Below are 26,337 nucleotides of genomic sequence, written 5' to 3'. Positions count from 1 at the left end.
ACAAGCTTATGGGACCACCAGTCGAGACCGTCACCGACGACACCACCCTGCCGCACGAAGTGGATGTCGTGGTGGTCGGTGGCGGGATTATTGGCGTGAGTACGGCACTGTATCTGAGCGACAAAGGGCTGCGCGTAGCGCTATGCGAGAAGGGCTATATAGCAGGCGAACAATCCAGCCGTAACTGGGGCTGGGTACGTGTCACGCATCGCGACATGCGCGAGTTCGAACTGAGTATAGAAAGCCTGAAACTGTGGCGCACGCTCGACCAGACACTTGGCATCGATACCGGTTTCAAGCAATGCGGCATCCTGTACATGGCTAACGACGACGCGAAGATGGAAGGGCATCGCGTATGGCTTGAAAAAGCCCGTGCGCTAGCCGGGAGCGATGCATTCGATACCCGTGAAGTCGATCCCAAGACCGTCGCCGGTTTATTGCCGGGCGCAACAAAGACGTTCAAGGGCGGACTGTACACAGCCGGCGATGGCCGCGCCGAACCGCAGAAAGCCGCACCGGCTATAGCAAATGCACTGCGCAAACGCGGCGTGAAAATACTCACGCCGTGCGCGGTGCGCGGCGTGGAAACAAGTGCGGGACGCGTCAGCGCGGTGGTGACCGAGCTAGGCACAATCCGCTGCAAGAGTGTGGTGGTCGCGGGCGGCGCGTGGTCGCGGCTCTTCTGCGGGAACCTGGACATCAACGTGCCGCAGTTGATGGTGAAGGCTTCCGTGCTGCGGACATCGCCTATAGAAGGTGGTCCCGCCGTGAGCGCCAGCAACAAGGAATTTTCGTTCCGCAAGCGCGCTGACGGCGGTTATACGATTGCGTTCGGCTTTCGTACGTACACCGATATCACGCCTGACAGCTTCCGGCTGCTTCCTCAATATATCCCTGCGCTCAAGAGTCAGATGGGCGCAATGCGGATTGGCTTGGGTGCGCGTTTCTTCGATGAACTGCGTCGGCCGCGTCATTGGGCGCTTGATCAGCGGACCGCCTTCGAAGACATTCGCACGCTCGACCCCGAGCCTATTTCCGCCTATACCGATGCCGGCCTGCGTGAGTTCGTGAAGGTCTTTCCGCATATGAGCGGTGCGCGCATCGCGCAGCGTTGGGCGGGTCTCATGGACGTGACGCCTGATGCCATTCCCGTGATATCGGGCGTTGAAAGCGTGCCGGGGCTCTTCATTGGCACGGGGTTCTCAGGGCATGGATTTGGCATTGGTCCGGCTGCGGGAAAACTGATGGCGGACCTGGTCACCAACGACACACCGCTCGTCGATCCGCACATGTTCCGGCTAAGCCGTTTCAGTGACGGCACGAAGATCGTTATCGACGCAGGCTTTTAAGCAAGGACCTCAAGCATGGACAAGGTAGCGATGATCTCCGGCGCGAATCGCGGCATTGGCCTGGCGGTAGCGACAGAATTGCACCGGCGCGGTTATCGGCTGTCGCTGGGCATGCGGGACCCTTCGTCGGCGCATATCCCCTTCGATGCTTTCACCTTTGCGTATGAAGCACGCGATCCGCTGAGCGCGCGTCGCTGGGTCGACGCGACCGTCGCGCATTTTGGCCGCATAGATGTCCTGATCAACAACGCGGGAATCTGCACGCACATCACGCTTGAGGACGGCACCGATGAGCTTCTGGAGGAAACGCTCGATATCAACGTGAAGGCGCCCTTCCGCCTGATCCAGGCCGCGTTGCCGCATCTGCGCAAGCCCGGCGATGCACGCGTCGTGCAGATTGCGTCGTTATCAGGCAAGCGCGTGAAGAACCTGAACGCGGGTTACCAGATGTCCAAGCATGCGGTGATCGCGTTGAATCATGCCGTGCGGCGAGCCGGCTGGAATGACGGCATTCGCGCGACCGCTATCTGCCCGGGCTTCGTCAATACCGACATGGCGGCGGGCATAGCCGATCTTGAACCTCAGGCCATGACCCAGCCCGAGGATCTGGCCTTGCTGATCGCGAACACTATTGCGATGCCGAATACCGCGAGCGTCGCGGAGATCCTCGTGAATTGCCGGCACGAGGACTTGTTTTGATCTCCAAGCCCGGCCCTACGATTGAGGACGCACATTCCATTGCCTCAGCGCCCTGGTTTCGCGATCGAAACCCAGCACACTGACTGAAGCGGTATCGAGCAGTAAATGTGCTCCCAGCGCCGCTGAATCAGCCATCCAGCAGGCACCCAGAACGCGCAGAAAATGCGCGTGCGAAAACAAAGCGATGCGCCCTTTAGTGGCAAGCAGCCGCGCGATCAGCGACTCAGCCCGCGCCTGGATGTCTTCTACGTTTTCGCCCTCGGGCATGGGCGAAGTCCACACGGCCCAGTCAGGATCTTCAGCGCGGATATCGTGCGTCGTGCGGCCTTCATAGATACCGTAGTTCCATTCGCTCAGGCGCGGCTCTTCCTCTGCTTGAGCACCCAACCCCGCTTCGGCACAGGTGTCCCGAGCACGAGACATCGGGCTGCACAGCACGAGGTCGAAGGACTGCGCCGCGAGCACAGGCCGTAGCGAACGCGCCTGTTCGCGCCCGTGGTCGGTCAGCGGAATATCGGTGCGGCCCGTGTGCTGGCCGGACAGGCTCCATGCGGTTTCACCATGGCGGATCAGCCAGATCTCAGGTTGGTTCGCGTGGTTTTCGGGTGCGGTAGCGTTCATTGGCGTTGGCAAGATGAGGTCGGATTGAGCGTCCGGCTTTGGGCCGGAACGAGCGGGAGATGCCTGGGCGTCTGACCCAATTCTACGGGGCTATCGATAAATTTTCAGAGCAAGCGCTGTGTCAGGTAACCGAGCGCGTGCGGGAGTGGATGCGCCCAAACGCGGCCGGTTTCAAACCGATTCGAAGCGATCAGCCCTGAACGGTGTGACATCAACAAACGGTTCCTCCCCCGTCATCATCGATGCAATCAGCCGCCCGGTCACCGCGCCGAGTGTCAAACCATGATGCGCGTGTCCGAACGCGAACCACATGGTCTTGTGACGCGGCGCGGGACCAATGATTGGCATCATGTCGGGTGTACACGGACGCCGGCCCATCCACGGTTCGTCATCGACCCGCTCGCCGAGCGGGAACAGCGTACGCGCCAAGGGCTCGGCACGCATCAACTGCACCGGCGTCTTCGGCGCATCGCGATCCGCCAGTTCGACACCCGTTGTCAGCCGAATGCCGCGTGCCATTGGTGCGAGCAGGAAGCCGTTATCCACGTCCAGCACAGGATGATTCAACATCGTCCCGGGTTGCGGCGCGTAATGCATGTGATAACCCCGCTTGACCGCGAGCGGCAGCTTGTAGCCCAGCGCCGACGTCACGTCTTTCGCCCACGGACCCAACGCGATCACCGCCGACGACGCACTAACCGGACCGTCTTGCGTCGTTACGCGCCAACCGTCGCCTTCGGCTTCCAGCGAGGTGGCATCGCCGGTCAGGAAGCGGCCGCCCAGACGTTCGAAGTAAGCCGCGTAACCCGCGACCAACGCGCCCGGGTCCGTGACCGACACCGCATCGGTGTAGTGCAAACCGCCCACTAGCGAGCGGTCGAGATGCGGTTCCGCTAGTTGCAACGTCGCCGGATCGAGGAGCTTGTATTGCACGCCAAACTCGCGATGCCACCGCTCGGCGTCGCGCAATTCGCCATCCTGAGAGGCGGCACTGTGGAACACCTTGATCCAGCCCGTTGGCCGCAGCAATGACTCAACGTTCGCTTCCCGCGCGAGGATCTCGTGCTCGGTCACGCAATGTTCGATCAGGGTGGCGTACTGGCGCGCGATGGCGGCATGGCGCGCGGGTTCGGAATTGCGCCAATACGCCCAGAGGAATGGCGCGAGCGCGGGCAATGCTTCGCGATGGTAATGAACATCGATAGACGAATTGCGAGCGTAGTGCAACAGCGTGCCAAAGTCGCGGGGAAGCGCGTAGGGATAGACACCCTCGCGCTGCAGCAGCCCCGCGTTGCCAAACGAGGTTTCGAGTCCGGGATGCTTGCGGTCCACCAGCGCGACCGAGCGGCCACGCTTTTGCAAATGAATGGCGATCGATACACCCACGATGCCCGCGCCCAGCACGACTGTGTCGAACTTCATGCGTTGAGTCTCTCCTCTACGACCAGTTTGTTCGCGGCGGTGAAGGGTGGACAGATTCCCGCCACTCTTCTTTCACCGCCCCAGAAACTTCCAGACGTAGATCATACCCGCGCGCTCCCCGGGCTTTCCGAATAAGCTTTCGTTTCGGCTTAGCCGCAGCCTTTGGGCCACGACGTGCCTCTATTTGAGCAAGGCTTTAAGCGGGGTGTCCAGATCGGCGAGACGGGCGCCGTCAAGCACTTTTCCTGCCGCCATCAACCGGCGGCATACCGCCACTTCCCGGCCGCAATTCACCGTCACCACGGCCTCGAGTCTGTCGTCCGCGCCAAGCGCCAGCATGCAGAACGCATTGCCTTGCGGATCGCCTCGTTTAAAGACCGATTGATGCGCCGCAAAAATGCCCAGCGTCTGCAGATTGCAGTCATATTGATCAGACCAAAGCCACGGCATCTCAGCGTATGGCTCTTCGCCGCCAAGCATGTTCACGGCAGCCACAGCAGGCTGGTTCTCCGCCACTTGCCACGACTCCACGCGCACATGCCGTCCCAGCAGAACGTTGAAGTGGCTCGTCACTTCGCCTGCCGCGAAGATCAGTGGGTCGGCGGTGCGGCAGTGTTGATCCACCACAATGCCGTTATCGACCAGCAATCTCCCGGATACCGCTAGCTCCACGTTAGGCACGACGCCTATGCCGATCACCACCACGTCCGCAGGCACGTCGCCGCGATCGGTTTTAACCATCGCGCCCGTGGGCGTCTTTTCGATAGCAAGCGGCGTGGTGCCGAGTTGCATATCCACGCCATGACGCCGATGCAATCCGAGCATGAACGCGCCCACTTCGGCTGGCATTGAGCGCTGCAATAGACGGCTTGCGGGCTCGATCACCGTCACCACGCAGCCACGCGATACCGCCGACGCCGCCACTTCCAGCCCGATAAAACCGCCGCCGAGCACAGCCACCTGAGCGCCCGGTACGAGCGCTTCGCGCAGCGCGCGTGCATCGGCGATGGTGCGAACGTAATGCAGCTTCACGCCGTCATCGACCGGTCCGCTAAAGCGCCGCACGCGTGATCCGGTTGCGATCAGCAGACGCTGATAGCCGACCCGCTCGCCATCGCTAAGATGCACGCACCGCTGCTCACGATCGATCGCGGTCACCCGCACGCCCAACCGCATCTCGATACGCTGCTGCGCATACCAGTCAGCATCGTGGATAAAGGCGCGTTGCTCGCCTTCGATCCCAAGCAATGCATCCTTCGATAACACCGGCCGGTCGTAAGGCAGTTCCGCTTCCTCGCCGATCATCACGATGCGGCTCTCCGGCGCCTTTAGCCGAAGCGTCTCGGCGGCACGTCGCGCAGCGTGCCCCGCGCCGACAATCACATACGCTTCATTCGACATGGATCTCGACACTGCCCTCGTTGATGCGAACCGGATACGCGCGAACCGCTTCCACTATAGGCGCGCACTGCGGCGCACCCGTGCGAATATCGACGAGCCCTTGATGCAAGGGACATTCGACACAACCGTTCTCCACGAACCCCTCTGAAAGACGTGCGTGACCATGTGTACAAAGATCGTGCAGCGCGAAAATTTCTTCGCCTAGACGGAAAATAGCGATAGGTTTGTTACCCGCAACAACCGCGACCGGTTCACCTTCTTCGAAGTCATCGAGTGCGCCGACTGGAAACCAGGCTTGAGCCAACTGGTTCATTCTTATCCCCTTCAGATCGGTGTGGCGAGCAGGGTCTGCACACGCGAGGTGTCGTAGATCACGCGCTTTGACTGGTAACGCAAACCGGCGTCGGTACGCACCACCTTGTCGTAGTACTTGCCCGCCTGATACACACTCGACTCGCCATTCGTGCGCGTCTGGATTACCACGTAGTTGCTTTCCGTCTCGATCACGCCGTCCTTCTCCGTCATCACGCAGAGCCCCGACGTCATGTGCCGGTAGCTGTGTTCCTCGAAGATATTGGCATTGCGCAGCGACACCACGCGGTCGCGCAGCATCTTCTGGTTGTTGCAGTAGATGATGCCGATTGGAAGGCCCAGGTCGGCGTTTTCCTTCGGTACGATCTCGTAAAGACAGTCCTCGGTGAAGAGCGTCGGCCACGCTTCAAGACGGTCGTTGTCGAGGTTGTTGATGTATTGATCCTGCAGCATGTGCAGTTCGAACCACAGCTTCATTGCTTCCATGATCTTTTTCCTCGACGTTCAATATCCCATCAGCTTCTGGTAGCCGACCCAGAACTTGCGGATCAGGCTTTCGGTGATGACCGTGTCCTGCTGGTCCGGATTGCCGCGCGACATTTCGATCACCGACGTCGCGCCGGCGTCGCGGATCGTGCCGCGCTGGACCAGTTCAGTGGCTTCCGTGTCTTCCATCGAGATATAGCCGGCCGGTCCCACCAGGTTGGCCTGCTTGATGCGCAGCTCGCGCATCTCAGGCGTGTCGTCGGTATAACCGAAGAAGTGGAAAATCAGCTCGAAGCTATTCGGTCCTTTAGGCAGCAACTGCCGTGCGACCAGCGTGTTGTGAATCTGCTGGATCACGAGTTGCGGGAAGATCGGCTGAATATGATTGGTCGTGTCTTCTTCGTATTCGGAGATCAGGCCGAGGATGGAATCGTCTTCAAGCACGAAGCCTTCGTCGAAGGAGCGAATGTTCTGCTGCTTGTAGGCGGCCGACGTGTCCTCGCCGGTCTTCGTCACCGTGATGATGCTGTGCAGTCCATGGGTTGCATCGGGTATGGAACGCGCCTTCATGCCGACGCGGAAAATGTTGAACGTCGTATGGAACAAGTGCAGCATGCTCGCGTGATACGGGTCCTTCACGTTCTCGAAATAGAGCTTCCAGTTCGACTTTGAAAACTGCCGCGTGCAGCCAAGATATTCAATCGGCTTGTGAAAAATCCGATCAATCCAGGGCCGCATTTCCGCGCCAAGATACTCAGGCAAGGGACCGACTGTTTCGCTGAACGTCGCGAACACCAAGCCGCGATAACTCTCCACCCGAAGCTTTCGCAAGCTGTGATTCTTTGGATCGAAGTCGGCGGGCATGCCGGTCATGCCCTTTTGGCCGCGCCGAAACGGTACGCCCAGCAGGTTGCCGCTCTTGTCGAAACTCCACTGGTGGTACACGCATGTGTGCGAGCTTGCGTTGCCACGGGACTTCCTGCACACGGACGCGCCGCGATGCGCGCAGCGGTTGACCCACGCCGCCAGCGAACCATCGTCGTTGCGCGTAACAACTACCGGCGTGTCGCCGACGAAGGTGCTTTTGAAATCGCCTGGATTCGGGATTTCCGCTTCCAGCGCCACGAAATTCCAGGTCGGTCCGCGATAGATCCGCTCCTGCTCGCGCTCGTACACCGCCTGTGAGCTAAAGACCTTGTAGGGCACGCGCGAACCGTCATCATGGGGAAAAATGACCGCGGCGGAGTCGAGCGGGTTCATCGGGCGAAGGGGGAATTCGGCCCTTGCGTCCGGTGCATTTGGCGCGTCCGGGGCGCTTATCGCATTCGTTTCCAAGGCGATTTCTCCTTTTGTGGGGGGTGGTGTGCTGCGATTTTTGGTGCGCCAAAATAGCGGGTCTATCCGATAACGGCTGCGCGCCAAGCTCCGCTATCCACTTTCGGCAAGTTTTCGCCGGGCGTCGGGTGTTGAGCGGCACGAGCGTCGGGTAGAACGGCGAAGTGACTTACTATCTGCCTGAGCAATTGCATGAGCATTTGCATGAGCATTCGTCGTGATTTTTTCACCGACCGGAACCATCCATGTCGCAAGCCGCCTTTCGTGCTGACGCGTTGCGGGGCTATCGATTATTCGAATCGACTGACCTCGATGAAACCCGCGAACTGATCTCGGGCGTGATGCAGCCGCACGCGCTCGTGCCCTCGGGGACGGGCCGCGGCCGCTCGCACATGGATTTCGTCAAGCTTGGGGGGCTGGGTCTGGGCACGATCGCTTTCGGCGATGCCATGCGCGTGAACGTCCAGTCGGTAGACGGTTATTACCTGCTGATGTTTTGCGTTGCCGGCAACGCGGAAGTCCACACCATGGGACGCTCCATGCAAGTGAACCGTGACCAGGGCGTTTTATGTGCGCCCGGGCAGGCTTTCGATGCACTGCTCTCGCCTGGCTGCGAGCAGTTTGTGCTGCGGATCGATCCCGTCGCGCTGACCACGCACGCGGGACTGGCCGTGCAGGACTTCGCCGCGCTGGTGCCGGTGGGCGGCTCGCATTTACGCGGCTGGATGCAGCAATTGCAACTGGTCGCGAGTTCGTCCGAATTGCTCGCGAGTGCACGCAGTAATCCGCGTGTGGCGACGCATCTGGAAGGTTTGCTGATCGATCTGTTCGCCACGGGTCATGTGGGCAATGCAATAGAGTCGGGCTTCGCTTCGAAGCGTTCGCTGGTCTCGCCCGGCTTCGTGAAGCGCGCGGAGGCGTTCATCGAAGCAAATTGCCGGGAGCCGCTGGAATTACTCGATATTGCCAAGGCCGTCGGCGTCTCGGCTCGCACGTTGCGCGACGGCTTTCAACAGTTTCGCGGCGTGAGTCCCATGCAGTATGTGAGGCAATTGCGGCTGGAACGCGCCCGCGATGCGTTGCGCGCAGCCCCTTTGGATGTGAGGGTCGCAGAGATTGCGCTCGATTGCGGCTTCGCGCATCTCGGGCGTTTCGCGATGGTCTACAAGGCGATGTTCGGTGAATCGCCATCGGAAACACTGCGGGGACGCTAAGCCTGCCCGCAGCGTTCGTCAGATGGGCGACCACGCCCCTCCGCGCGTTGCGCCGGGCGGTAGGGGCAAGCCTAGCTAGCGCGAAGCACTGGAGCGCTCCATGGCGCGCCGATCGTGCCGCCGTCGACCACTATCTCGGCCGCCGTGATTCCGGACGCACCATCCGACGCAAGGAACGCAACCGCCTCTGCGACTTCTTCGGCGGCAGCGAAGCGTCCCATTGGAATAGCCGGCGACAACGCTTCTTCCGTGCCGTCGATCGTCGCGCCTGCCCGTGCACCGCGGGTCCAGATCGGCGTGCGGGTGCCGCCAGGAATCACCGTGTTCACGCGGATGCCGCGTTGTACGAGCTCTCCGGCAAACACTTTCGCCATCCCTGTAATGCCGGCCTTGGACGCCGAATACGCCGCCGTACCTGCCCGGCCAAGCTCGCGCATGACCGAACCATTCAACACGATCGATCCTCCCGCGGACATCAACGGCAGCGCCGCCTGGACCGTCAGAAAGACCCCTGTCAGGTTGGTACGCAGAATGGCTTCAAACGCCGCAGCGGTCGTACCGCCCAATGGCGTTGGCCCTGAGATTCCCGCGTTGGCAAACACGATATCAAGTGAACCATAAGCACCACTGACTTGTTTTATCACCAAATCGATTGCAGTTGGATCGTCCAGATCCGCCTGAATGCCGAGCGCATTTGCACCCAGCTCAGACACCGCGTTATCCAGCTTCGCGCGGTCACGCCCCGTGATCGCGACGCGCGCCCCTTCGGCGATCAACAACTTCGCGGCCGCAAAACCAATACCGCTGTTTCCGCCCGTAATCAGGGCAATCTTGCCAATGAATCGCATGGGTCCTTCTCCTATTTTGATCGCCGCCCGGTCGCGGCTGAAGAATGCATCGGCTGTATTGATACGCCGCCAATCTGAATGTTGAATATAATCCACAAATTCAGTATTATCCTCGTCATGCAGATTGTCAAGCGAGGATTGTGATGGGCTTTTCACAGGCACAGAAGGCAGAAAGCAGGCAACGTGTGCTGGATACGGCTGCACGGCAGATTCGCGAGAACGGTCTGAAAGCACTGGGAGTCGCCGATTGCATGCGTAGCGCGGGGCTTACGCACGGCGCGTTCTATGGACATTTTTCGTCACGCGATGAATTGATCATTGCTGCGCTGGAACAGGCAATGACCCAAGGCCGGGAACGCGTGACATCGCGCGCGGCGAATGCGGCGGAACATTCAAAGACACCGTTCGAAGCGATCGTCGATGCCTACCTGCACCCCGCTCACGCGGACAATCCCGGCAACGGCTGCGCACTGTGTGCACTTGCCGGCGATGCGGTGCATGCAACGGCGGATGTGAAAGCGCTCTACACCACGCACTTGCGGCGGCTTGCAGATCGATTGACTCAAGCAGCGGGAGGCGAAGACGGAAGCGGGAGCGAAGCGCTGGGACTAGGCGTGGTTGCCGCGATTGTGGGCGCGATCACACTGGCGCGCGCAGTGGACGATCACGATCTGGCGCTGTCGATTCTCACGGCCGCGCATGCGCTCGTCATGACGCAGGAAGGTACTGCTCACCTGCAATAAACCCGGGGCGAACCGCGGCGAATGTCAGTGCAGGTTCAGTGGCTCTCAGCAAACTCACGGGCGCAGAAACGATGCAGTTGCTGCAATAAATCGGAGCCCTGTGTAGTCAGGCGCGGCATAGCTCGACCGTTCGTGCTTGCGTCGATGCTGACGAGGTGCTCGTGCTCGAGACTCGCCACGTCGGAACATTGAGGTTCGACCTGCGACGGCGAATGTTGGATCAAGAGCAGCGTCGACAACTCGTGAGGGCTGAGCATGGGAATCTCCTTGCATGAATGAATCGCAACGGTTTGCGTTCATGCATCCTAGAGAGTCAAATCGACATTCTCGCTACAGCCATTTTTCACGGCATTACACAGTTACATTCTCGCAATGAGCAAGCGCCCGTGCGGGGCGCAACCGTTGTCGGCAGAAACTTCCCGTTGCAATTGCCCGGTCAACCGAACCGGGCTTAAGTCTTTCATCGGGTAAGGAAGCTCATGCCAGTCGTAACATAAGGTGACTTGACACGAGCCGCCCCAACGTCAATTCACCCCTTGCCGCTCCAGCGCCCCGATCGATTCCGCCTGGTGTAACTCGTTCGAATCACGTCCATTCTGAAGGCGCGCCAGGCCACGAATACCAATCAGCGAGATCGCGATACCCGCAATGATCGCCACGGGGTTGCCGGTACTGACGAGCATGAAGATGGGGTACGGCGTCAGCATCGAAAGCAACGCAGCGGCTGCGAGAGAAAGCTGAATGATGGTGACGACAAACAGGCAAACTGGATGGAACATCTTTGAGCAGATACTGCTCCGCCTAAGCTTGCGACGTCACGCATGCTAAGACGCGATTACCCGCCCATAGCAACGCGGCCGCCCACCCGAATCTTTCCTGCGGCGCGTGAGGCACGAATAACGCAAGGGTTATCCAGATTCCGCCCTTGATACAGCGTTATATCCGCATTCAACCTGACGCTCAGTGCCCCAGCGGCGACACCGGTAGCCGCGTCTTCCAGCGTCGCGTCGAGATGATTGAAGTTGCGGCCGGCATACTGGCTCGGACTTGCGCCCATCAGCGTGTAGACGAAGCAACCATTGACGCCATTCCTTTGTCCCCATTCTGTGATGCCATCCAGATCCGGGGCCAGGGAATACAGCACATCTTCGCTAGCGACTTCAACGAGAAGCTTGGGGCTACCTACGGAGGCCACCTCGGGTGACGACACGAGCACGCCCGTATCGCAGCGCAATAACTTTGCTACGTCAGAAATGGATACATTGGGGAAATCCGCCTGCTGTATATCGACCGACACGAAAATTTCGTCGCCTGTTCTATCGAACGCCAGCGGTTGCTTTTTCATGCTCGACGTCAGCAACAAAACACCACCGTGCTGTCCAGTTTTCCAAACATGGTCGGCAGCCGCTAGCGACGCGTGCAGACACAAAGGGCTGCGCGTATGCGGATAGTAAAAATCCAGCGTGAACTGGCCGCTTGCCGAACCCTCCGCATCTACAAAAACACACGCGTGAGCATGTTGCTCGATGGTGAATTGTTGCCGGTCCTCAAGCAACCAGCTTGAGAGTTCAGGACCCGACACAACCACAGCATCGTTTCCGTTCAACGCTGTTGCTCCAAAGCATCTATATCGTTCAATGTTCATTGAATCACCTTGAGTTGCGTATTGCCATCATAGTACGACCAGGGTCTGGCTACAGCCAAGTGTCCGCCTTTAGCTTGCTTACAAGAGACCGACGCATCCCTAGATGAGTCAACCTCTCGCCTAAGCGAACGCCTGGCGCTATAACGGATGCCCCCATGAATTCCGAAGCAATGCCGCCGTCGGGTAAGCTTCGCTTAACCGACGCTCCGCAGGCACATCCATGTCCTCCGTCTCCGCATTCAAGCTCGTCCTGCTCTCGCTCATCGTGATGATCGGCTTGCAGCTGCTAGCAAAGCGTCTTAAATTGCCACCCGCGGCCGCGCTGCTGATTGGCGGCATTGCCATGGCATTCGTGCCCGGGCTTCCACCCGTTCACCTGGACCCGGACCTGGTGATTGTCGTATTCCTGCCGCCGCTCCTCATGGACGGAGCCTACTTCTCAGTCTGGGAAGAGCTCAAGCGCAATCTCGGCGCCATCCTGCTACTCGCTATTGGTGCCGTTGCGTTCACCACACTTGCGGTCGGCGTGGTCGCCCATCTGGTTGTCCCTGGCTTGCCTTGGGCAGTCTGCTTCGCGCTCGGCGCGATTGTGTCGCCGCCCGATGCCGTCGCGGCCAAGGCCGTGCTCGAACGCCTCGCGCTGCCACGCAAGCTGATGTCCGTCCTCGAAGGAGAAAGCTTGCTCAACGATGCGGCCGGCCTCGTCCTGGTTCGCTTCGCCGTGGCGGCAGCGCTGACCGGAACGTTCAGCATGGGACATGCTGCGGCGAGCTTCGCCTTCCTTGGCCTGGGTGGTGTGGTGGTGGGTGGCATCGTGGGCTATTTGATCGTGCAAATCATCCGCTGCCTCGACGACGACTATCTCATCATCACCACCAGCGTATTGACGGCATGGATCAGCTACATTGTGGGCGAAATGCTTGGCGTCTCGGGCGTAATAGCGACCGTAACGGCTGGCCTGACATTGGGTTGGTATCAACACGAGGTCTTGAGCGCGACCGTTCGCATGCGCGGGACGGCATTCTGGCAGGTCATTGTCTTCCTTCTCGAAGCGCTCGTGTTCATCCTGATCGGGCTGTCTCTTCGAGGTGTCATCGCGCGGTCTGGCGGCGCCGATGATGCCCTTTTTACGCTGGCGCCCGCCGTGGCGGCTGTGCTTGGCGCGGTGGTCCTGTCGCGCTTCGTATGGGTCTTCGCTACCGAGTTTTTCAACACGTCATGGCAGCGTTTGACAGGTCATAAGGACCCCGATCTTGATTGGCGAACGGCAACCATAATGAGTTGGGCAGGTATGCGCGGCGTGGTCACCCTCGCAGTCGCGCTATCGCTTCCAGAGACCTTGCCCGGGCGGGATCTGATCCTTGTTGCATCGTTTGCCGTCATCCTGGTGACCGTGTTGCTGCAAGGCGCCACCATTGGCCTTCTTATCGAATGGATCAATCCTGATCGCAGTGCGGATGCAGGCGCCCAACATCTGACGGAACCACAAGCCTGGGCAAGACTGGAGGCGGCTCAACTCGCTGCTATCGAACCGCTTGTACACGACAGTGAGGGGAAGGTGATTCATCCCCGGCTGCTCGAGCAATACACCTACCGGGCGACACTCACCAAAGCGTATGGCGACCGGGCGGACTTTCCGCATGAGGAACGGGTCACTCATTTCGATGTTGTTCTGGCAGCCATTGCCGCCGGGCGCAAGGAGTTGCTCCGGATGCATCGTTCGGGCGCCATTCACGATGAGATGTTGCACGTCCTCGAACATGACCTGGACTTGCAAGAGGTGTCCGCGCGGCATGGACGTGGCTGATACCGTCAAGTGCTGGCGGGCAGCTCCGGCTAGTCCGCTTTGCTTGGCCAGCACAGGGGACCAAACTGGAGAAGGAGCTTGGGTTGGTACAATTGGGTCAAGCTCCTCGTCCCTCTTTACTACATGTCCGAAACGAACTGGTTGTCCGAACCGAGCACCGCGCTCAAACGCATCATCTTCGCGCGCCACGGCGAATATCCGTGCAACGTCCGCGGCGTTTGCAACAGTAATCCCCGCACCGGTTTTTATCTGACCGAGAAGGGCGAAGCACAGGCCAAGGCCTTGGGCGAGCGTCTGAAGGACGAGAAGATCGAGCTTATTGTGACCTCGGAATTTCTGCGTGCGCGGCAAACAGCATGGTTGGCCAACAAGGTATTGAACGTTCCACAAGTCGTCAATCGGCTAGCCAATGAAAACCGCGTGGGTGCCCAATTTGAAGGAAAGCTCGGCGACGATTTCCAGCGATTCATCGCCCACGCACCGGCTATTACCGCCGCGCCGGACGGCGAACCCTTCACGGGAATGCTCGCGCGTGTTCAAACACTGATTGCGGACCTGAAGCTGAGTAGTCCGCAGACGGTGCTGGTCGTCGCACACGGCTGGACGCTTCAAGCTGTGCGGGTCATCCTGAACGAAATCAGCATGGACGACGGCGCTCGATGCGTGGACATGCCGTCCAACTGCGAAATTGTTGAAGGAAGGTTTTAACCTCCAGCGTGGTGCTCCAGGCACGCATGGTCGTCCGGCAAATCACTTGAACGCGTAGGCGACTCCCACGCCATACGTGATTTGATTCCGGTTGCCGCGTTGCGTGACGATCGGACTGTCCGCCGCTGAGCCTGATATCCGCTGGTAGTAAATCATCGCACCGCCAAACCAGTGTTTATCGATCTGGTAGATCGCGGCAAGCCAGCCGGTCATCTGTTCAAGTCCGCCGGAAGGACTGAAAGCAGGCAGGCCGCTGCGTGTGGAGTCCTCCTCCGTCACACCGTAGTACACCTGGTTAAATCCTTGGCTTACCCAGCTTGCACCCACCCCGGCACCTACAAAAATGCGGCGTTGCACGGGCAACCAGAGGCTGCCGTTCACCGACACCCGTGCTCCTGTATAAACAATGCCAGCGTTGGTCACCACCGTCACAGAGCCCCGCAGACGATACGGGAAAGCGCCCTGGTTATCGTACTCGTAGCCAACAAAGCCCCCCGCTTCCGCGGTCGTGTGCACGTCGTGGACCTGGGAAACGACCGGATCGTCAACATGACTTCGTCCCAGGCGAAGCTCGACGGCCGGACCGTATTGCAGTCCTGTCAGGCCGCCAAGATCAAACTGTGCGTAAGGCCCGTATAGCTCGAACAGCCGTCCGCCATCGGTCACGTAACGTATTCCCGGTACTGCGCCGACAAAGCGGTCCTTACCCCCGGCGTAGTCCGTCGTAGACCCAAGGCCACCGCCGACCATGCTGGGAAGCGTGCCGGGAACGTCGAAGGACGCTGCCCGGCTTGGCTGACTGATCAGACAGCACGTTGCCAGCACAACAGCGTGCAGGCGTACTTGGGATAAGCGGTTCAAGTGGTTTTTCATTGGCCGGCCATTGGAACGGGGGTGCCTTGAATCCAGGTTCTAATCCAGGTTCTAATCCAGGTGCAAGTCCAGGTTCAAGTCTTAGCGCCAGGCACTGCCGACTTGAACGTAGAACGCGTTTTGGCCGGGGCCACGTGCAATATCGATACCCATCGTCAAACCTAGCTTGCGGGCGATCAGGTAGCGAAAACCGGTGCCGAAACCATAGGCTGTCGGCGCATCTGAGATTGAATGAAGGTTGCCGTACGCCTTGCCGGCGCCCCCAAAACCGAGCACATACCAGCGCGGCGCCACATTCCACCTGAGCTCGACCTCGCTCGTCAGTTGATTGCGGTCTTGATACTTCGCGTCAGACACGCCGCGTAGAGAGACGTAGGGCTGCGCAAAAAACGGGATATTACCTTGCGAAAATCCGGTGTCGGCGCGCATCCCGAGAACCCATGACGGACCGAGCGGTAACCAGTGGTAGCCCTTCGCAGTTTCCATCTGGAAATTTGAAGAACTGCCGAGTCCACCTCTGGCAATTTCCGCTTCAAACTCCGCGTAGGTTCCTTTGCCCGGGAAAAAGAAGTTGTCGCGGGTGTCGTAGTCAACGACCACACCGCCCTTCGCAACGCGTTGCTCGTTCTTGAAATCAAGCAATCCGTTTGGAAGAATGGGGCCGAAGCGCGTGTTCGAATCCAGAAACGTGTAGCGAGGACCGACGTACCACGGACTATTGCCCAAGCGGAACAAGACCTGCTGAACGACGGCAACGCCGCTTAGCTGATACGCGTGCGATCCGCCTTCGGAACCGTAATAGTTCAGATGCAGGTTGATTTTTCCAACAATGCCGAGATAGCGAATCCGGTCGTCGTCCCAGGTGTGGAAGTGCATCAGCCCGACACCCCAGCTATGCGTGCCTGTCGCAAAGCCCCCCAAGCCGGTGATATTGGGAGGCGCTGAGCTCTTGGCCTCGCTCTGAGGGGCATCCGGATCATGCTTGGGCATGGTGAAGTACAGCAGGCCAAGGCCGAGTCCGTACCCAACAGCGGGTTCCGTGACAATAGTGGGTACAGGCAGGACGCCACGGTGCGACAGCAACATATCGCTCAAGTCGAACATGCCATCTTCAGCGTCGGTGAATTTGCCTTCCGCCGACGCCACACCGGTGAGTGAAGCCGTGAGCGCGAGGCATCCGAGTAATGGCCATATCCTTTGCCGTGATTCAAGGGCAGCGCTTAAGCCTCGCTTGCGTAATTTCATCGATACGATTTCCGTCATGCAAGTTTTTTAGTTCATCGCTAGCGAAGCGAATGCACGATTACCGACACAGTGGCCTCAACACTTCGGTGCGTGTTTAAGTTTTCACAGGCTGCGTCAGTGCTCGCTAATAATTTAGCAATTCGAATCGTTCAGGTCCTACGGTTCGACTGTGGATTCGGTAAAAGTGCAAAAACAAAGTCGACCGATATCAGAAAGTCAAACAGAACGCAATCATGGTTCGAGGCTCGACCAATCTCCCGGGCGAATACGTTTGTTCACGAGTGAACGACGGGCGATCGAGTATCGATTTGACTTATCGTTCCCTGTCAAAGCGCTGGTGAAAATAGGGATGATTGAGATGGCGGTGCTTAACGCCGCGCTAGGCGGCCGTAGTCCGTTGAGCGCGCGCGCATGGAAGCGCCGCTCTGAGGTCAATGGGATAGGTGAACACTTGGCTTACGTGTGCGAGGTCGGCCTCGATGGCCAGGTAACACACAGTATGGCCTGCAGCGTGGCGCGTCGCAGGCGAAACACATCTTCGTTGCAAGCACCGGAGCGCTCACGTCAGCGCAGACAAGTTCTGCACTATTCGATAACCTCAAGCAGCCCTGCTCCACCACTCAGGCAACGCGAAGAAGCATGTCTCCGTTGTCGTCCGAGACGTGCAGGCCTCGAAGATCGTGAAGATAGCCTCGTGGACCCAAAGCGTCGATCTGCGCTACGGATAAAGTTGATGTGATGGCAATGACCAGTGATCCGGCGGCGAGTCCCGACGCAATTCCGGCGGCCGAATCCTCAAACACTACAGCGCGTTCGGGAGCAGCGCCCAATGCTCTCGCAGCCACAACGAAGCCATCTGGCGCAGGTTTTCCGCGCGCAATCTCGTCCGAGGTGAACAAGACCTTGGGTATGGGTAATCCAGCCGCTTTGAGCCGCCTGAGTGCAAGAGGGCGTTCCGCCGACGTGACCACGCCCCAACGATCGTCGGGGATGGACATCAATAAATCCCGAGCGCCCGGGATCTCCACTATGCCCGCGACGTCATCGAGTTCGACCTGTTTCAACGCGGCTGTATCGGCTTCAATATCGGTTCCGGGAGGCGCCAGCGCGCGGATAGTGTCGATCACGCGTCGGCCCTGGCATTCACGCAGGACCATCTCGGGATCAAGCCCTCGCCTAAGCGCCCAATCCGTGTACGCGCGGATCACGGGCGCATGTGAGTTGAGCAAGGTTCCATCCATATCGAACAGAAAACACGATACGCGAAATTCGACTTAGGTAAGCAGCATGAGCGACAGCGGACCGTATGAGTAATTCGGCAATCATTCAGGGAAGTTGAGCAGCGTCGCTAGCCACGGCCTCTTCCACACTAAGCGTGATCGAATCACCCGGCTGCAAAACGACCAAGGGCCCATGCGATTCGATCTCGAAGTATGGCAGTTCAGGCGCGTTGAACACTTCAAGCGGCGTGCCGTGAGCATACCTCGCGCCCGGGGTAACCGGGAAGCGCCGGCGCAATGTCCGCTTGCCTTCGGGCAAATCAAATTCGACGTGAATAACACCGGGTGAATTCTTTACGCCCAGCTTGAACTCGACCGCCTCAACGCATTGCGTCGTGACAAGTCCGTTTGAGCCCGTCACGAATGCTGATTCACGCACGTCGCCTAAAGGGCCTTTGGCAGGAAACGGGATCACCGATACGCGCCAGTCATCGTCGCTCTCGATTGCAACGTCGACCTTTCCCGGCCGGCGCAACATCAGGACGTCCCAGATCGCGCACGGCCGCTCCGACGCGCCCCGGTTACAAAGCTCATGTGAGGTTGTCCACGCGCCATCTCGTGCCGACAGGACAATACGACGCCGGATTTGCAGGCCGCTCTGCCGGCATACCACGCTCAACAGTTCGATGCCCATGGACCTGGAGTCGAACCACGTACTCGCGACTTCGTAGGGTCCGCTGTCCAGATCGCGCTGCGGCGCACCGTCAGGCCAATCGGCCTCGGGTGCCACCCAGGTCTTGCCGCCGCCCCATAGCGGGAAGTCCCATTCGCCGCAGAGTGTTCGCCATTGCGCGCCGCTCCAATCCGGCACGCGTCCTGCCAGCGCATCATTGACATACGCCAGCTCGACACCCTCATGCCGGATGCTCATGAGCCTGCCGCCAATTGCAGGAACAACTGTCAGTTCGAGCGGTCCTTGACGCATCGAGAGCGCCGTCCATCCGCGATATTCAGTCCATTCAAGCGTGCGATGCGTGTCGGCACTTCCTGCAAAATGCGATATGCGGCTCAGCATCGGTCAGCTCTTTTCCACCGGCTTGCTGCGCATCAGGCCGACTGTTTCAGGCTGCGCGACCTTGCACATCATGGGCGGCAAACCGCGCGCAATCAATTCGATATCGGCCAAAGCACGGCGACCAATGTCCCTCAATACCGTGCCAAGCGCGCCGGCCTGGTGCGGCGACAGCAGCACGTTGTCGACCGACCGCGCCCGATGCCCAGCCGCGAGCGGCTCTTCAGGAAAGACGTCCGTAGCAACGCGGATGTGACCTACCGCGGCAGCGTCGAGCATTGCGTCGAAATCCACGACACCGGCACGGCTCACCAGGATGAAAGCGGCGCCCTTGCGCATCAATGCAAATTCCTCGCGCGTGAGAAAACCTTGATTCTCGGACGTGACGCCTGCCACCACGAATACGATCTGCGACTCGCGCAATACCGTATCGAGCGACGCAGGCTCACATCCAAGCGATTCGATATAAGCCGCAGGCAGCCACGGATCGAACGCCCTCACCACGCCGCGAAACGGCGTCACGAGGGGCAGGATCGCGCGCCCCAGGTCGCCCATGCCGATGAACCCCACCGGGGCGTCATACAGGGAGAACGCGTCCCGGTTTGCATCGAGTCCGTATTGCTCGGTGCCGTTGCGAAAACGCCTGTCCGCATGACTGATCCCGCGAGCAAGATCGATCGCCATGCCCAGCGCCATCTCGGCCACGGGCTCAGCGAATACCGGGCTTACGTTCAGGACGCGAATGCCCTGCCTGAAGCACTGGGCATAGCCCACGTTCGGAAGAAAATTCCCTTCCACATTGACGATCGCTCGCAGGTTGGCTGCCCGCGTCACCCGCTCCGCCGGCATCTCAAACTGACCAACCATGATGTGGGCATCGGCAGCGTGTTGTTCGAAGATCTCGTCGGTCACTGGGCCGTCTTCATGAATGAACACCTCGCCGAGTGCACGGAGCCGATCGAGATCGGCGGGACTGAAAATGTCCGCAACAGTACGGGGAGCAGGTGCAATGAATAGACGGATTTTTTCTACGGGATGAGTCATGGGTACTCCTGAAGACGAATATCGGAAGCGGCGCCGCAGTCAGGAAGGACATGCGGCGCTTGCAGATTGATTTACCGGGACTTGCGGGTGAACAGCTTGTCGGCCGTGACCGCAGCAATAATGAGCGCGCCCATCACGATCTGCTGGTAGTAGGTCTCTACATTCATGATGTTCAGAATGTTGTTGATTACGCCGATGATCAAGCCACCTATGACCACACCCGTGACCTGTCCGCGGCCGCCAAAAAAGCTTGTGCCGCCGATAATCGCGGACGCAATCGCAAAGGTCTCGAAGCCCACTCCGGCATTCGGTTCTGCAGCAGCGGTGCGGGCGGTCGTGACAATCCCGGCTATGCCCGCGCACGTTCCCGCAATGATGAAGACGACCATGGTGTGTAACTTCACGCTGATACCCGAGTAGAACGCGGCCTGCGCGTTGCCACCGAGTGCGTAGATGTTGCGGCCGAGCTTCGTGAACTTCGTCAGGAACATCAGGAATCCTGCCACCACGACCGCGATGATGATAGGCACCGGTATGCCGAAAATACGGCCGGCGACGACATCGGTAAAGGAACGGTCAAAGCCGAATACGGATCGTGAGTCGGACACGATGAGCGTAACTCCCCGGTATATCGCGGCCGTGCCCAGCGTGATGATGAACGGATGCAATTGCGTGAGATTGACCAGCGCGCCGTTGACCGCGCCGAGCAACGCCCCGACGCCGACGCCGCCAATGAGCACGGCGAGCCACACGGGCAAGCCGGCCATCATCAGCTTCGCCATCACCATGCCGGAGAGCGCGAGCACCGAGCCGATAGACAGGTCAATGCCCGCGATCAGGATGGTGAAGAACACGCCGCACGCAAGCAGGACCATCACCGAACTCTGCAACAGGACCTGGACGAGGTTGTCGCGAGTCAGGAAATACTGCGGCGACGCGATGCTGCACAAGATAAGCAGCACCACGAGAATGCCGAATGTGCCGTATGTCTGCCATATCGTGGCGAAATCCCGGCGTGGTCTTGCCGCAAGCGGCGCGCCGGACGTGTTGGATTGGTTCATCTTGCCTCCTTCGTTGTCGCTCATGAGGTGGCGACTTGCATGATCGATTCTTCCGTGGCGTCGGCATTGGCGAGCGTGCTCGCTACCGTGCCGTCCTTGTAAACAGCAATGCGATCGCACACTGCGATGAGTTCCGGAAGTTCCGACGACACCATGAGAATGGCCTTTCCTTCATTGGCGAGCGCACGCATGATCGAATAAATTTCAGCCTTCGCTCCAATGTCGATACCGCGGGTCGGTTCGTCGAAAATGAAGAGATCACTCTTTGCCGCGAGCCACTTGGCGATGATCGCTTTTTGCTGATTGCCACCCGATAGTTCCGTGATGTTCTGGGTGGAAGATGCGCATCGGATGCGAAGCCGCTCTGTGTAGCGCAGGCCAAATTCACGCTGCTGCGCACGGTCGATCAGCCCGAGCGAGAGTGCACGCCGCGTACTGCGCAAGGCAGGAGCAACAAAGATGTTTTCTTCAATATTCAGATTATGAAAAAAGCCTGTCGCGCGCCGGTCCTCGGTCACGAACGCAAGCCCTTGCTTGACCGCCTGATACGGCGAGTCGATCGTAATCTCGCGACCGTTGAGCGTCATCAGGCCAGCCGATTTTCGACGAACGCCGAATATGGTTTCCATCAACTCGCTGCGTCCTGATCCCATCAAGCCGGCGAAGCCAAAAATTTCTCCACGATGAACGTTGAACGAGACATCGCGCACCCATCCATCGCGTGAAGAAAGATGATCGACAGAGAACACAACATCGCCCTTTGTCGCATCCACGCCGTCCGGTCGTCCGTGAACGATCTCCCGGCCGACCATCAGTGCAACGAGCCGGTCTGTCGATGTCGTTTTAGCGTCGTAAGTGCCGACGTATTTCCCATCCTTGAGGACCGTGACGCGATCGCCTATCAGCGGAATCTCCTTGAGCTTGTGGGAGATATAGGCCACGCCGACGCCGTCACGCTTAAGGTCCCCAATCACCGCGAAGAGCTTCGCGACTTCAGTGTCCGTAAGTGACGAGGTCGGCTCGTCCATGATGATGAGTCGCGCCTCGCTCGCCAGCGCCTTGGCAATTTCGACCTGCTGCTTCTCCGAAATGCCCAGGTCACCAACCAACGTCCGCGGGTCGCGCGCCAGACCGACCCGGGCAAGGACTTCACGAGCCTTGCTGTGCATCGCCTTCCGATCCACTACGGGAATGCCGAAGCGCCTGACGGTGGGAATGCGCCCAACGAACAGGTTTTCCTCAATGCTCAAGTAGTCGATCACGCTCAGCTCCTGATAAATCAGGCAGATGCCAAGCTGGGCAGACAGCGCGGGCGACAACTTCGAGTATTCACTGCCGCCCGCCACAATAGCGCCTGACGTCGGCTCATAAATGCCGCTGAGGATTTTCATCAACGTCGATTTACCGGCGCCGTTCTCGCCGAGCAGCACATGTACCTCGCCTGCGCGAACGTCAAAACTCACGTCGCTGAGGGCAGTCGTGCCCGGAAAGATCTTCGTGATGCCACGCACGGCCACCAGTACATCGTTCATCTGATCCTCGCTGAATACGTCAGGCACGAAGGCTTACTTCGTGATCAGATGCGATTCGACCGGTATGAAGACCGGCGCCACAGCGGGGTTGATCGCGGGCTTGTTCTTCAATGCGTCGAGCAGGAGGTCCACGGTTTTCGCGCCCATTGCTGCGGAGTCCTGGGCAATGGTTGCGGTCAACTCGCCGCGCTTGACTGAATCGAGCGCTTCGGGAACGCCGTCGGTGCCGACCACGACCACTTTGCCGAGCTTGTCGGCGTTCTTGACCGCCTGCGCGGCGCCGAGCGCCATGGTGTCGTTCGCCGCGTAAATGGCCTTCAGATCAGGATTGCGCTGCAGGATGTTCGTGGTCACGTCCAGCGCTTTCGAGCGATCCCAATCGCCTGGCTGACTCGCTACGAGCTTGATGGACGGCACCTTTGCAAAGGCCTGCTTCGCGCCGTCGCGACGCGCGTCGCCGGAGACGTTGCCGGCCTTGCCTTCGATAATCGCCACGCTGCCGCCTGCGCTACCCAGCTTCTGGACGATGAAATCGCCCGCCTTGTTGCCTAGCGCCACGTTGTCGCTGGAGATGAAAGCAATCACTGCGCCGCCTGCTGCCTTCAACTGGCCCTGATCAATTTTCTCGTCGATATTGACCACATAAATACCCTTCTTCGTGGCCGCGGCCACAGCCTGGATCAGACTCACTGGCGAGATGGGCGCGACGCCGATCGCTTTGTAATTCTTGTTGAGCACGTCTTCCACCAGACGCTGCTGACCCTGGATGTCTTCTTCGCTGTTGCCCGCGAGGATGTCGACGCTCACCCCCTTCGCCTTCGCTTCTTTCTGAATGCCATCGCGCATGGCGACCCAGTAAGGATTGGACAATGTCTTCAGCACGATCGCGATATCGGCAGCCTGCGCCGGTGTCCAAGCCGTCAGCGTTAGGGCCAATGCCGCGATGCCGGTTGTCGACTTGAGCAACTTTTGAACCTTCATTTTCGTCTCCTGTTGTTCCGCGCCAAGGCGGGTTTTTAATAGATATCCAACGTGAACCGCAACTAGATTTGCTCCCATGCGCGCGCTTTCGATGAACGAAGCACCGCGTCAATGATCTGTGCCGAGCGATACCCGTCTTCGAACGTCGGCAAGCCTTCACGCGCTTCACCGCGAATCACCGCGTAGGTATCGGCGACAAATGCTTCGAAGCATTGCGCATAGCCCTGGGCATGGCCCGCCGGCAGCGTGGCAAGACGTCGTTGTTCAGCACCGCCGCGAGAGGGATCGCGCACGAACAGCCGGGTCGAGTCTCGTTCTCCTAACCAAAGTTTTTCCGGCTCCTCCTGATCGAATACCAGGCTGGCGCGAGCACCGTCGAGCTCGAACCACAACCGGTTCTTGCGGCCGGCCGACACCTGGCTCACGGTGAGCGTTGTCAGCACGCCGGTTGTGGTCCGGAACAATGCGCCGGCAACGTCCTCAGTCGTCACCGCTTGCCTTTCTAAAGAGGCGCCCGGGGCAGGAGACGAAAACGTCTCGACCGTGCCAGCCGGGCGGTCGGGCATGGTTGTCTGGAGTGTTGCGACGACAGTCTCGAATCGTTCGCCGCTGATCCATTCGATCAGGTCACACCAGTGCGACCCGATGTCCGCGAACGCTCGCGACGGGCCGCCGAGTGCCGCGTCCACGCGCCAATTCGTGTCGTCCCGTCCAAGCAGCCAGTCCTGCAGATAGCTTCCGTGGATGAGTTGAAGTGCCCCTACGGTGCCGTCCTGCACGAGCGAGCGCGCCTCCCTCACCATCGGGTGATATCGATAAACGAACGGAACCGCCGCGATGCGCCCCGCTGATTGGGCTGCCGACGCGAGCGCCTTCGCATCGGAGAGGCTGGTTGCAAGGGGCTTTTCGCACACCACATGCTTGCCGGCGGCCAGCGCCGACATGGCGAGGGGGAAGTGCGTGGAATTAGGCGTGCAGATATGGATGACGTCGACAGCAGGGTCCGCGATCGCCTCGTCGGCGCTCGAATAGGCACGCTCCATACCCAGATAAGCCAGATGAGCTGCAGCCTTTTTAGCGCTCTGCGGACTCGATGCCGCTATGCCCTTCAACGTTGCGCCTGCGAGCCGGCTCGCCCTGGAATGAACCGCGCCCATCATCCCCGCACCGACAATTGCCACACCAAGTGTCTCAGCCATTTTTTTAAACTCCATTGGGTTGACTGGACAATACCGAGGCACGCCTTAGCCCGATATTTTGTATTATTTAATTCGATTTCCGACATAAATACTTTGCCTATCGTCCTTACAATCACGCTTGTGGCTCACGCGCGGATTAAGTAAGCTCGATTTCTCAAGGCCTTGTCATGAACACGCCAAACCATTTGCTCGCCCCCTCTCGCCTAGCGACCTTCGACCGAGCCTTCAGGCTTGAAGAGTTTGAAGTTCAAAGCAAGCTCGCCCGGCTGATTGCTTCGTCTCAAGGGGTCAGCCGCGCCGACCTGGCGCGTAACACGGGATTCGCTCGCTCGACCGTGTCGCAATTGATCCAGCCGCTGATCGAATGCGACCTTGTCAAAGAGCAAACGCAAAGTGCGTCCGCCAGAGGACGGCCCGGTACGATGCTCGTGCTCAATTCCCGCGCCGGGCTCATCTTGGTAGCCGACATGGGCGCGACTCATGGACGACTCGTCATCTCTGACCTGGCTCAAAGGCGGCTGGCGGAGAGAGTATTCAGCATCGACGTTTCGCTTGGACCCGAGATCGTCCTCGACTCAGTCGTCGACCAGTTCCAGCAGTTGCTGCGGGAACATCGGCTTCTCGATCAATCCGTGCGCAGCGTTGTCGTTGGACTGCCCAGCCCCGTGGACTTCAGTCGCGGTGTTTGCGTGAGGCCACCCATCATGCCGGGATGGGACGGCTTCCAGGTCTCCGAGTATCTGCAGTCGCGCCTCAAGACCCCCGTGCTGGTCGACAACGACGTCAACCTCATGGCCTTGGGCGAGGCCCGCACGCGCCCCGCTCATCAGTCTCCGTTGCTGTTTGCCAAGGTGTCGACCGGGATAGGATGCGGGATCATCACGTCCGACGGGATGCTGCACAGAGGGGCCGATGGCTCGGCGGGTGATATCGGACACATCAGGGTTCCCGGGCGCGACGATGTCATTTGCCGATGCGGAAATATTGGTTGTGTCGAAGCGGTGGCGTCGACTAACGCGGTCCTTGCAAACCTGCAGGCATTGCCTGAGGCGGGCGCAAGAAATGTGGATGACCTGGTGCGGCTGGTTCGCTCCGGGGACTATCAGGCCGTCAGGCTTATTCGCGCCGCGGCTGCTGAAATAGGCGAGGTCATCGCGATGCTGGTCCACATGTATAACCCGGCCGCGATTGTCCTTGGCGGCCGGATGGCGAGAATCAGCGACGACTTGCTTGCGGGCGTTCGCGCGGTTGTCTATAGGCGGGCATTGCCGCTTGCGACGAGGAGCTTGCTTATCGAAAATACCGCGCTCAATCAATATGCCGGTGCAATCGGCGGGGCAGTGCTCGGGATCGAACGTGCACTGTCATCGAAGGGAATTGCTTCGATCCTGCATTCAGGCTCTAGCTCGACTTAGATGTTCGCTTGCGTCCGATGCGTCGTGATTGCGGCTTCGTCTGCCTTCATCTAGCTACACACGGTCGCTCAAGCCGTGGCTTTGCCATTCTTCACAGCGCCGCAG

Annotated in this window: 26 protein-coding genes; 7 read left to right on the top strand and 19 right to left on the bottom strand. The window is 59.4% G+C overall.

Annotated elements, in window-relative coordinates:
• The first annotated feature begins 8 nt into the window (after window positions 1-8).
• Complete coding sequence (locus GSQ93_RS35385; RefSeq protein ID WP_158940649.1) at window positions 9-1,349, top strand: FAD-binding oxidoreductase; 1,341 nt, start codon at window positions 9-11, stop codon at window positions 1,347-1,349.
• Window positions 1,350-1,364: 15 nt separating this feature from the next.
• A complete protein-coding gene (locus GSQ93_RS35380) occupies window positions 1,365-2,048 on the top strand; it encodes an SDR family NAD(P)-dependent oxidoreductase (protein ID WP_158940647.1) in 684 nt (227 codons plus the stop codon).
• A gap of 15 nt (window positions 2,049-2,063) precedes the next feature.
• On the opposite strand, the gene GSQ93_RS35375 is transcribed toward GSQ93_RS35380, so the two are convergent.
• The 6 genes from GSQ93_RS35375 to andAc all read right to left on the bottom strand — a co-directional run bounded on the left by GSQ93_RS35375 (window position 2,064) and on the right by andAc (window position 7,550).
• Window positions 2,064-2,669, bottom strand: a complete 606-nt coding sequence (locus GSQ93_RS35375) for a histidine phosphatase family protein (RefSeq protein ID WP_158940646.1) — start codon at window positions 2,667-2,669, stop codon at window positions 2,064-2,066.
• 171 nt (window positions 2,670-2,840) lie between these two features.
• Window positions 2,841-4,091 (bottom strand): FAD-binding oxidoreductase, encoded by a 1,251-nt coding sequence (locus tag GSQ93_RS35370; RefSeq protein ID WP_158940644.1) that lies wholly within the window; start codon window positions 4,089-4,091, stop codon window positions 2,841-2,843.
• A 180-nt stretch (window positions 4,092-4,271) separates the two neighbouring features.
• Complete coding sequence (gene andAa / locus GSQ93_RS35365; protein ID WP_158940642.1) at window positions 4,272-5,492, bottom strand: anthranilate 1,2-dioxygenase system ferredoxin--NAD(+) reductase; 1,221 nt, start codon at window positions 5,490-5,492, stop codon at window positions 4,272-4,274.
• The gene (gene andAb, locus GSQ93_RS35360) at window positions 5,482-5,805 is read right to left on the bottom strand and encodes an anthranilate 1,2-dioxygenase ferredoxin subunit AndAb (protein ID WP_158940640.1); all 324 of its coding nucleotides are present in this window, start codon (window positions 5,803-5,805) and stop codon (window positions 5,482-5,484) included. The genes andAa and andAb overlap by 11 nt, the downstream gene beginning before the upstream one ends.
• Before the next feature lie 11 nt (window positions 5,806-5,816).
• Window positions 5,817-6,290 carry an anthranilate 1,2-dioxygenase small subunit AndAd gene (gene andAd / locus GSQ93_RS35355; protein WP_158940639.1) on the bottom strand — a complete coding sequence of 158 codons (474 nt, stop codon included), beginning with the start codon at window positions 6,288-6,290 and terminating at the stop codon, window positions 5,817-5,819.
• Window positions 6,291-6,308: 18 nt separating this feature from the next.
• Window positions 6,309-7,550, bottom strand: coding sequence for an anthranilate 1,2-dioxygenase large subunit AndAc (andAc, locus tag GSQ93_RS35350; protein ID WP_158940984.1), 1,242 nt, complete (start codon window positions 7,548-7,550; stop codon window positions 6,309-6,311).
• A 320-nt stretch (window positions 7,551-7,870) separates the two neighbouring features.
• Between andAc and andR the strand changes: the two genes are divergently transcribed.
• A complete protein-coding gene (gene andR, locus GSQ93_RS35345) occupies window positions 7,871-8,839 on the top strand; it encodes an anthranilate 1,2-dioxygenase regulatory protein AndR (RefSeq protein ID WP_158940637.1) in 969 nt (322 codons plus the stop codon).
• A 71-nt stretch (window positions 8,840-8,910) separates the two neighbouring features.
• Here andR and GSQ93_RS35340 read toward each other — a convergent pair whose 3' ends face one another.
• On the bottom strand, window positions 8,911-9,687 hold the full coding sequence (locus GSQ93_RS35340) for an SDR family NAD(P)-dependent oxidoreductase (RefSeq protein WP_158940635.1): 777 nt from the start codon (window positions 9,685-9,687) through the stop codon (window positions 8,911-8,913).
• 143 nt (window positions 9,688-9,830) lie between these two features.
• On the opposite strand from GSQ93_RS35340, the gene GSQ93_RS35335 reads away from it, so the two are divergent.
• Window positions 9,831-10,430, top strand: coding sequence for a TetR/AcrR family transcriptional regulator (locus GSQ93_RS35335; RefSeq protein ID WP_158940634.1), 600 nt, complete (start codon window positions 9,831-9,833; stop codon window positions 10,428-10,430).
• 35 nt (window positions 10,431-10,465) lie between these two features.
• Here the strand turns inward: GSQ93_RS35335 and GSQ93_RS35330 are convergent, their stop codons facing one another.
• The 3 genes from GSQ93_RS35330 to GSQ93_RS35320 form a co-directional block, all read right to left on the bottom strand.
• Complete coding sequence (locus GSQ93_RS35330; protein ID WP_158940632.1) at window positions 10,466-10,687, bottom strand: hypothetical protein; 222 nt, start codon at window positions 10,685-10,687, stop codon at window positions 10,466-10,468.
• A 267-nt stretch (window positions 10,688-10,954) separates the two neighbouring features.
• Window positions 10,955-11,209 carry a hypothetical protein gene (locus GSQ93_RS35325; protein ID WP_158940630.1) on the bottom strand — a complete coding sequence of 85 codons (255 nt, stop codon included), beginning with the start codon at window positions 11,207-11,209 and terminating at the stop codon, window positions 10,955-10,957.
• Window positions 11,210-11,265: 56 nt separating this feature from the next.
• Window positions 11,266-12,075, bottom strand: coding sequence for a PhzF family phenazine biosynthesis protein (locus tag GSQ93_RS35320; protein WP_301952113.1), 810 nt, complete (start codon window positions 12,073-12,075; stop codon window positions 11,266-11,268).
• 220 nt (window positions 12,076-12,295) lie between these two features.
• Here GSQ93_RS35320 and GSQ93_RS35315 point away from each other — a divergent pair, with 220 nt between their 5' ends.
• Window positions 12,296-13,882: a Na+/H+ antiporter gene (locus tag GSQ93_RS35315; RefSeq protein WP_158940627.1), complete on the top strand. Its 1,587-nt coding sequence runs from the start codon at window positions 12,296-12,298 to the stop codon at window positions 13,880-13,882.
• A 39-nt stretch (window positions 13,883-13,921) separates the two neighbouring features.
• Complete coding sequence (locus tag GSQ93_RS35310; protein WP_158940625.1) at window positions 13,922-14,590, top strand: histidine phosphatase family protein; 669 nt, start codon at window positions 13,922-13,924, stop codon at window positions 14,588-14,590.
• 42 nt (window positions 14,591-14,632) lie between these two features.
• Here the strand turns inward: GSQ93_RS35310 and GSQ93_RS35305 are convergent, their stop codons facing one another.
• The 9 genes from GSQ93_RS35305 to GSQ93_RS35265 form a co-directional block, all read right to left on the bottom strand.
• Window positions 14,633-15,451, bottom strand: a complete 819-nt coding sequence (locus GSQ93_RS35305; RefSeq protein WP_254074224.1) for a MipA/OmpV family protein — start codon at window positions 15,449-15,451, stop codon at window positions 14,633-14,635.
• A 93-nt stretch (window positions 15,452-15,544) separates the two neighbouring features.
• Window positions 15,545-16,708: a BamA/TamA family outer membrane protein gene (locus GSQ93_RS35300; RefSeq protein ID WP_158940624.1), complete on the bottom strand. Its 1,164-nt coding sequence runs from the start codon at window positions 16,706-16,708 to the stop codon at window positions 15,545-15,547.
• Window positions 16,709-17,328: 620 nt separating this feature from the next.
• Complete coding sequence (locus GSQ93_RS35295; RefSeq protein ID WP_301952115.1) at window positions 17,329-17,958, bottom strand: HAD-IA family hydrolase; 630 nt, start codon at window positions 17,956-17,958, stop codon at window positions 17,329-17,331.
• A 76-nt stretch (window positions 17,959-18,034) separates the two neighbouring features.
• A complete protein-coding gene (locus GSQ93_RS35290) occupies window positions 18,035-19,003 on the bottom strand; it encodes a hypothetical protein (protein WP_158940620.1) in 969 nt (322 codons plus the stop codon).
• Between the two features lie 3 nt (window positions 19,004-19,006).
• Window positions 19,007-20,044: a hydroxyacid dehydrogenase gene (locus GSQ93_RS35285; protein WP_158940618.1), complete on the bottom strand. Its 1,038-nt coding sequence runs from the start codon at window positions 20,042-20,044 to the stop codon at window positions 19,007-19,009.
• A 71-nt stretch (window positions 20,045-20,115) separates the two neighbouring features.
• A complete protein-coding gene (alsC, locus tag GSQ93_RS35280; protein WP_158940616.1) occupies window positions 20,116-21,105 on the bottom strand; it encodes a D-allose ABC transporter permease in 990 nt (329 codons plus the stop codon).
• 20 nt (window positions 21,106-21,125) lie between these two features.
• A complete protein-coding gene (locus GSQ93_RS35275) occupies window positions 21,126-22,637 on the bottom strand; it encodes a sugar ABC transporter ATP-binding protein (protein WP_158940614.1) in 1,512 nt (503 codons plus the stop codon).
• Between the two features lie 33 nt (window positions 22,638-22,670).
• Window positions 22,671-23,618 (bottom strand): D-allose transporter substrate-binding protein, encoded by a 948-nt coding sequence (gene alsB, locus GSQ93_RS35270; RefSeq protein WP_158940612.1) that lies wholly within the window; start codon window positions 23,616-23,618, stop codon window positions 22,671-22,673.
• Between the two features lie 62 nt (window positions 23,619-23,680).
• Entirely contained in the window at window positions 23,681-24,817 is a 1,137-nt protein-coding gene (locus tag GSQ93_RS35265; RefSeq protein ID WP_158940610.1) for a Gfo/Idh/MocA family protein, read from the bottom strand.
• 167 nt (window positions 24,818-24,984) lie between these two features.
• Between GSQ93_RS35265 and GSQ93_RS35260 the strand changes: the two genes are divergently transcribed.
• Entirely contained in the window at window positions 24,985-26,232 is a 1,248-nt protein-coding gene (locus GSQ93_RS35260; protein ID WP_158940608.1) for an ROK family protein, read from the top strand.
• Window positions 26,233-26,337 lie beyond the last annotated feature (105 nt).

Source organism: Burkholderia sp. S171, from assembly GCF_009766085.1.
In the GTDB taxonomy this organism is placed as follows: domain Bacteria; phylum Pseudomonadota; class Gammaproteobacteria; order Burkholderiales; family Burkholderiaceae; genus Caballeronia.
Note: the sequence above shows the minus strand (reverse complement) of the source record. Positions and strands in the feature narration are given on the sequence as shown.

Bases quoted from the DNA above. Each gene is read 5' to 3' on its own strand.
- andAa (WP_158940642.1), bottom strand. From the start codon at position 5,492: ATGTCGAATGAAGCGTATGTGATTGTCGGCGCGGGGCACGCTGCGCGA.
- GSQ93_RS35340 (WP_158940635.1), bottom strand. From the start codon at position 9,687: ATGCGATTCATTGGCAAGATTGCCCTGATTACGGGCGGAAACAGCGGT.
- GSQ93_RS35380 (WP_158940647.1), top strand. From the start codon at position 1,365: ATGGACAAGGTAGCGATGATCTCCGGCGCGAATCGCGGCATTGGCCTG.
- GSQ93_RS35260 (WP_158940608.1), top strand. From the start codon at position 24,985: ATGAACACGCCAAACCATTTGCTCGCCCCCTCTCGCCTAGCGACCTTC.
- GSQ93_RS35265 (WP_158940610.1), bottom strand. From the start codon at position 24,817: ATGGCTGAGACACTTGGTGTGGCAATTGTCGGTGCGGGGATGATGGGC.
- GSQ93_RS35320 (WP_301952113.1), bottom strand. From the start codon at position 12,075: ATGAACATTGAACGATATAGATGCTTTGGAGCAACAGCGTTGAACGGA.
- GSQ93_RS35290 (WP_158940620.1), bottom strand. From the start codon at position 19,003: ATGCTGAGCCGCATATCGCATTTTGCAGGAAGTGCCGACACGCATCGC.
- GSQ93_RS35325 (WP_158940630.1), bottom strand. From the start codon at position 11,209: ATGTTCCATCCAGTTTGCCTGTTTGTCGTCACCATCATTCAGCTTTCT.
- andAb (WP_158940640.1), bottom strand. From the start codon at position 5,805: ATGAACCAGTTGGCTCAAGCCTGGTTTCCAGTCGGCGCACTCGATGAC.
- alsC (WP_158940616.1), bottom strand. From the start codon at position 21,105: ATGAACCAATCCAACACGTCCGGCGCGCCGCTTGCGGCAAGACCACGC.
- GSQ93_RS35370 (WP_158940644.1), bottom strand. From the start codon at position 4,091: ATGAAGTTCGACACAGTCGTGCTGGGCGCGGGCATCGTGGGTGTATCG.
- GSQ93_RS35385 (WP_158940649.1), top strand. From the start codon at position 9: ATGGGACCACCAGTCGAGACCGTCACCGACGACACCACCCTGCCGCAC.
- GSQ93_RS35335 (WP_158940634.1), top strand. From the start codon at position 9,831: ATGGGCTTTTCACAGGCACAGAAGGCAGAAAGCAGGCAACGTGTGCTG.
- GSQ93_RS35330 (WP_158940632.1), bottom strand. From the start codon at position 10,687: ATGCTCAGCCCTCACGAGTTGTCGACGCTGCTCTTGATCCAACATTCG.
- GSQ93_RS35300 (WP_158940624.1), bottom strand. From the start codon at position 16,708: ATGAAATTACGCAAGCGAGGCTTAAGCGCTGCCCTTGAATCACGGCAA.
- GSQ93_RS35275 (WP_158940614.1), bottom strand. From the start codon at position 22,637: ATGAACGATGTACTGGTGGCCGTGCGTGGCATCACGAAGATCTTTCCG.
- GSQ93_RS35375 (WP_158940646.1), bottom strand. From the start codon at position 2,669: ATGAACGCTACCGCACCCGAAAACCACGCGAACCAACCTGAGATCTGG.
- andAc (WP_158940984.1), bottom strand. From the start codon at position 7,550: ATGAACCCGCTCGACTCCGCCGCGGTCATTTTTCCCCATGATGACGGT.
- GSQ93_RS35315 (WP_158940627.1), top strand. From the start codon at position 12,296: ATGTCCTCCGTCTCCGCATTCAAGCTCGTCCTGCTCTCGCTCATCGTG.
- andR (WP_158940637.1), top strand. From the start codon at position 7,871: ATGTCGCAAGCCGCCTTTCGTGCTGACGCGTTGCGGGGCTATCGATTA.
- alsB (WP_158940612.1), bottom strand. From the start codon at position 23,618: ATGAAGGTTCAAAAGTTGCTCAAGTCGACAACCGGCATCGCGGCATTG.
- andAd (WP_158940639.1), bottom strand. From the start codon at position 6,290: ATGGAAGCAATGAAGCTGTGGTTCGAACTGCACATGCTGCAGGATCAA.
- GSQ93_RS35285 (WP_158940618.1), bottom strand. From the start codon at position 20,044: ATGACTCATCCCGTAGAAAAAATCCGTCTATTCATTGCACCTGCTCCC.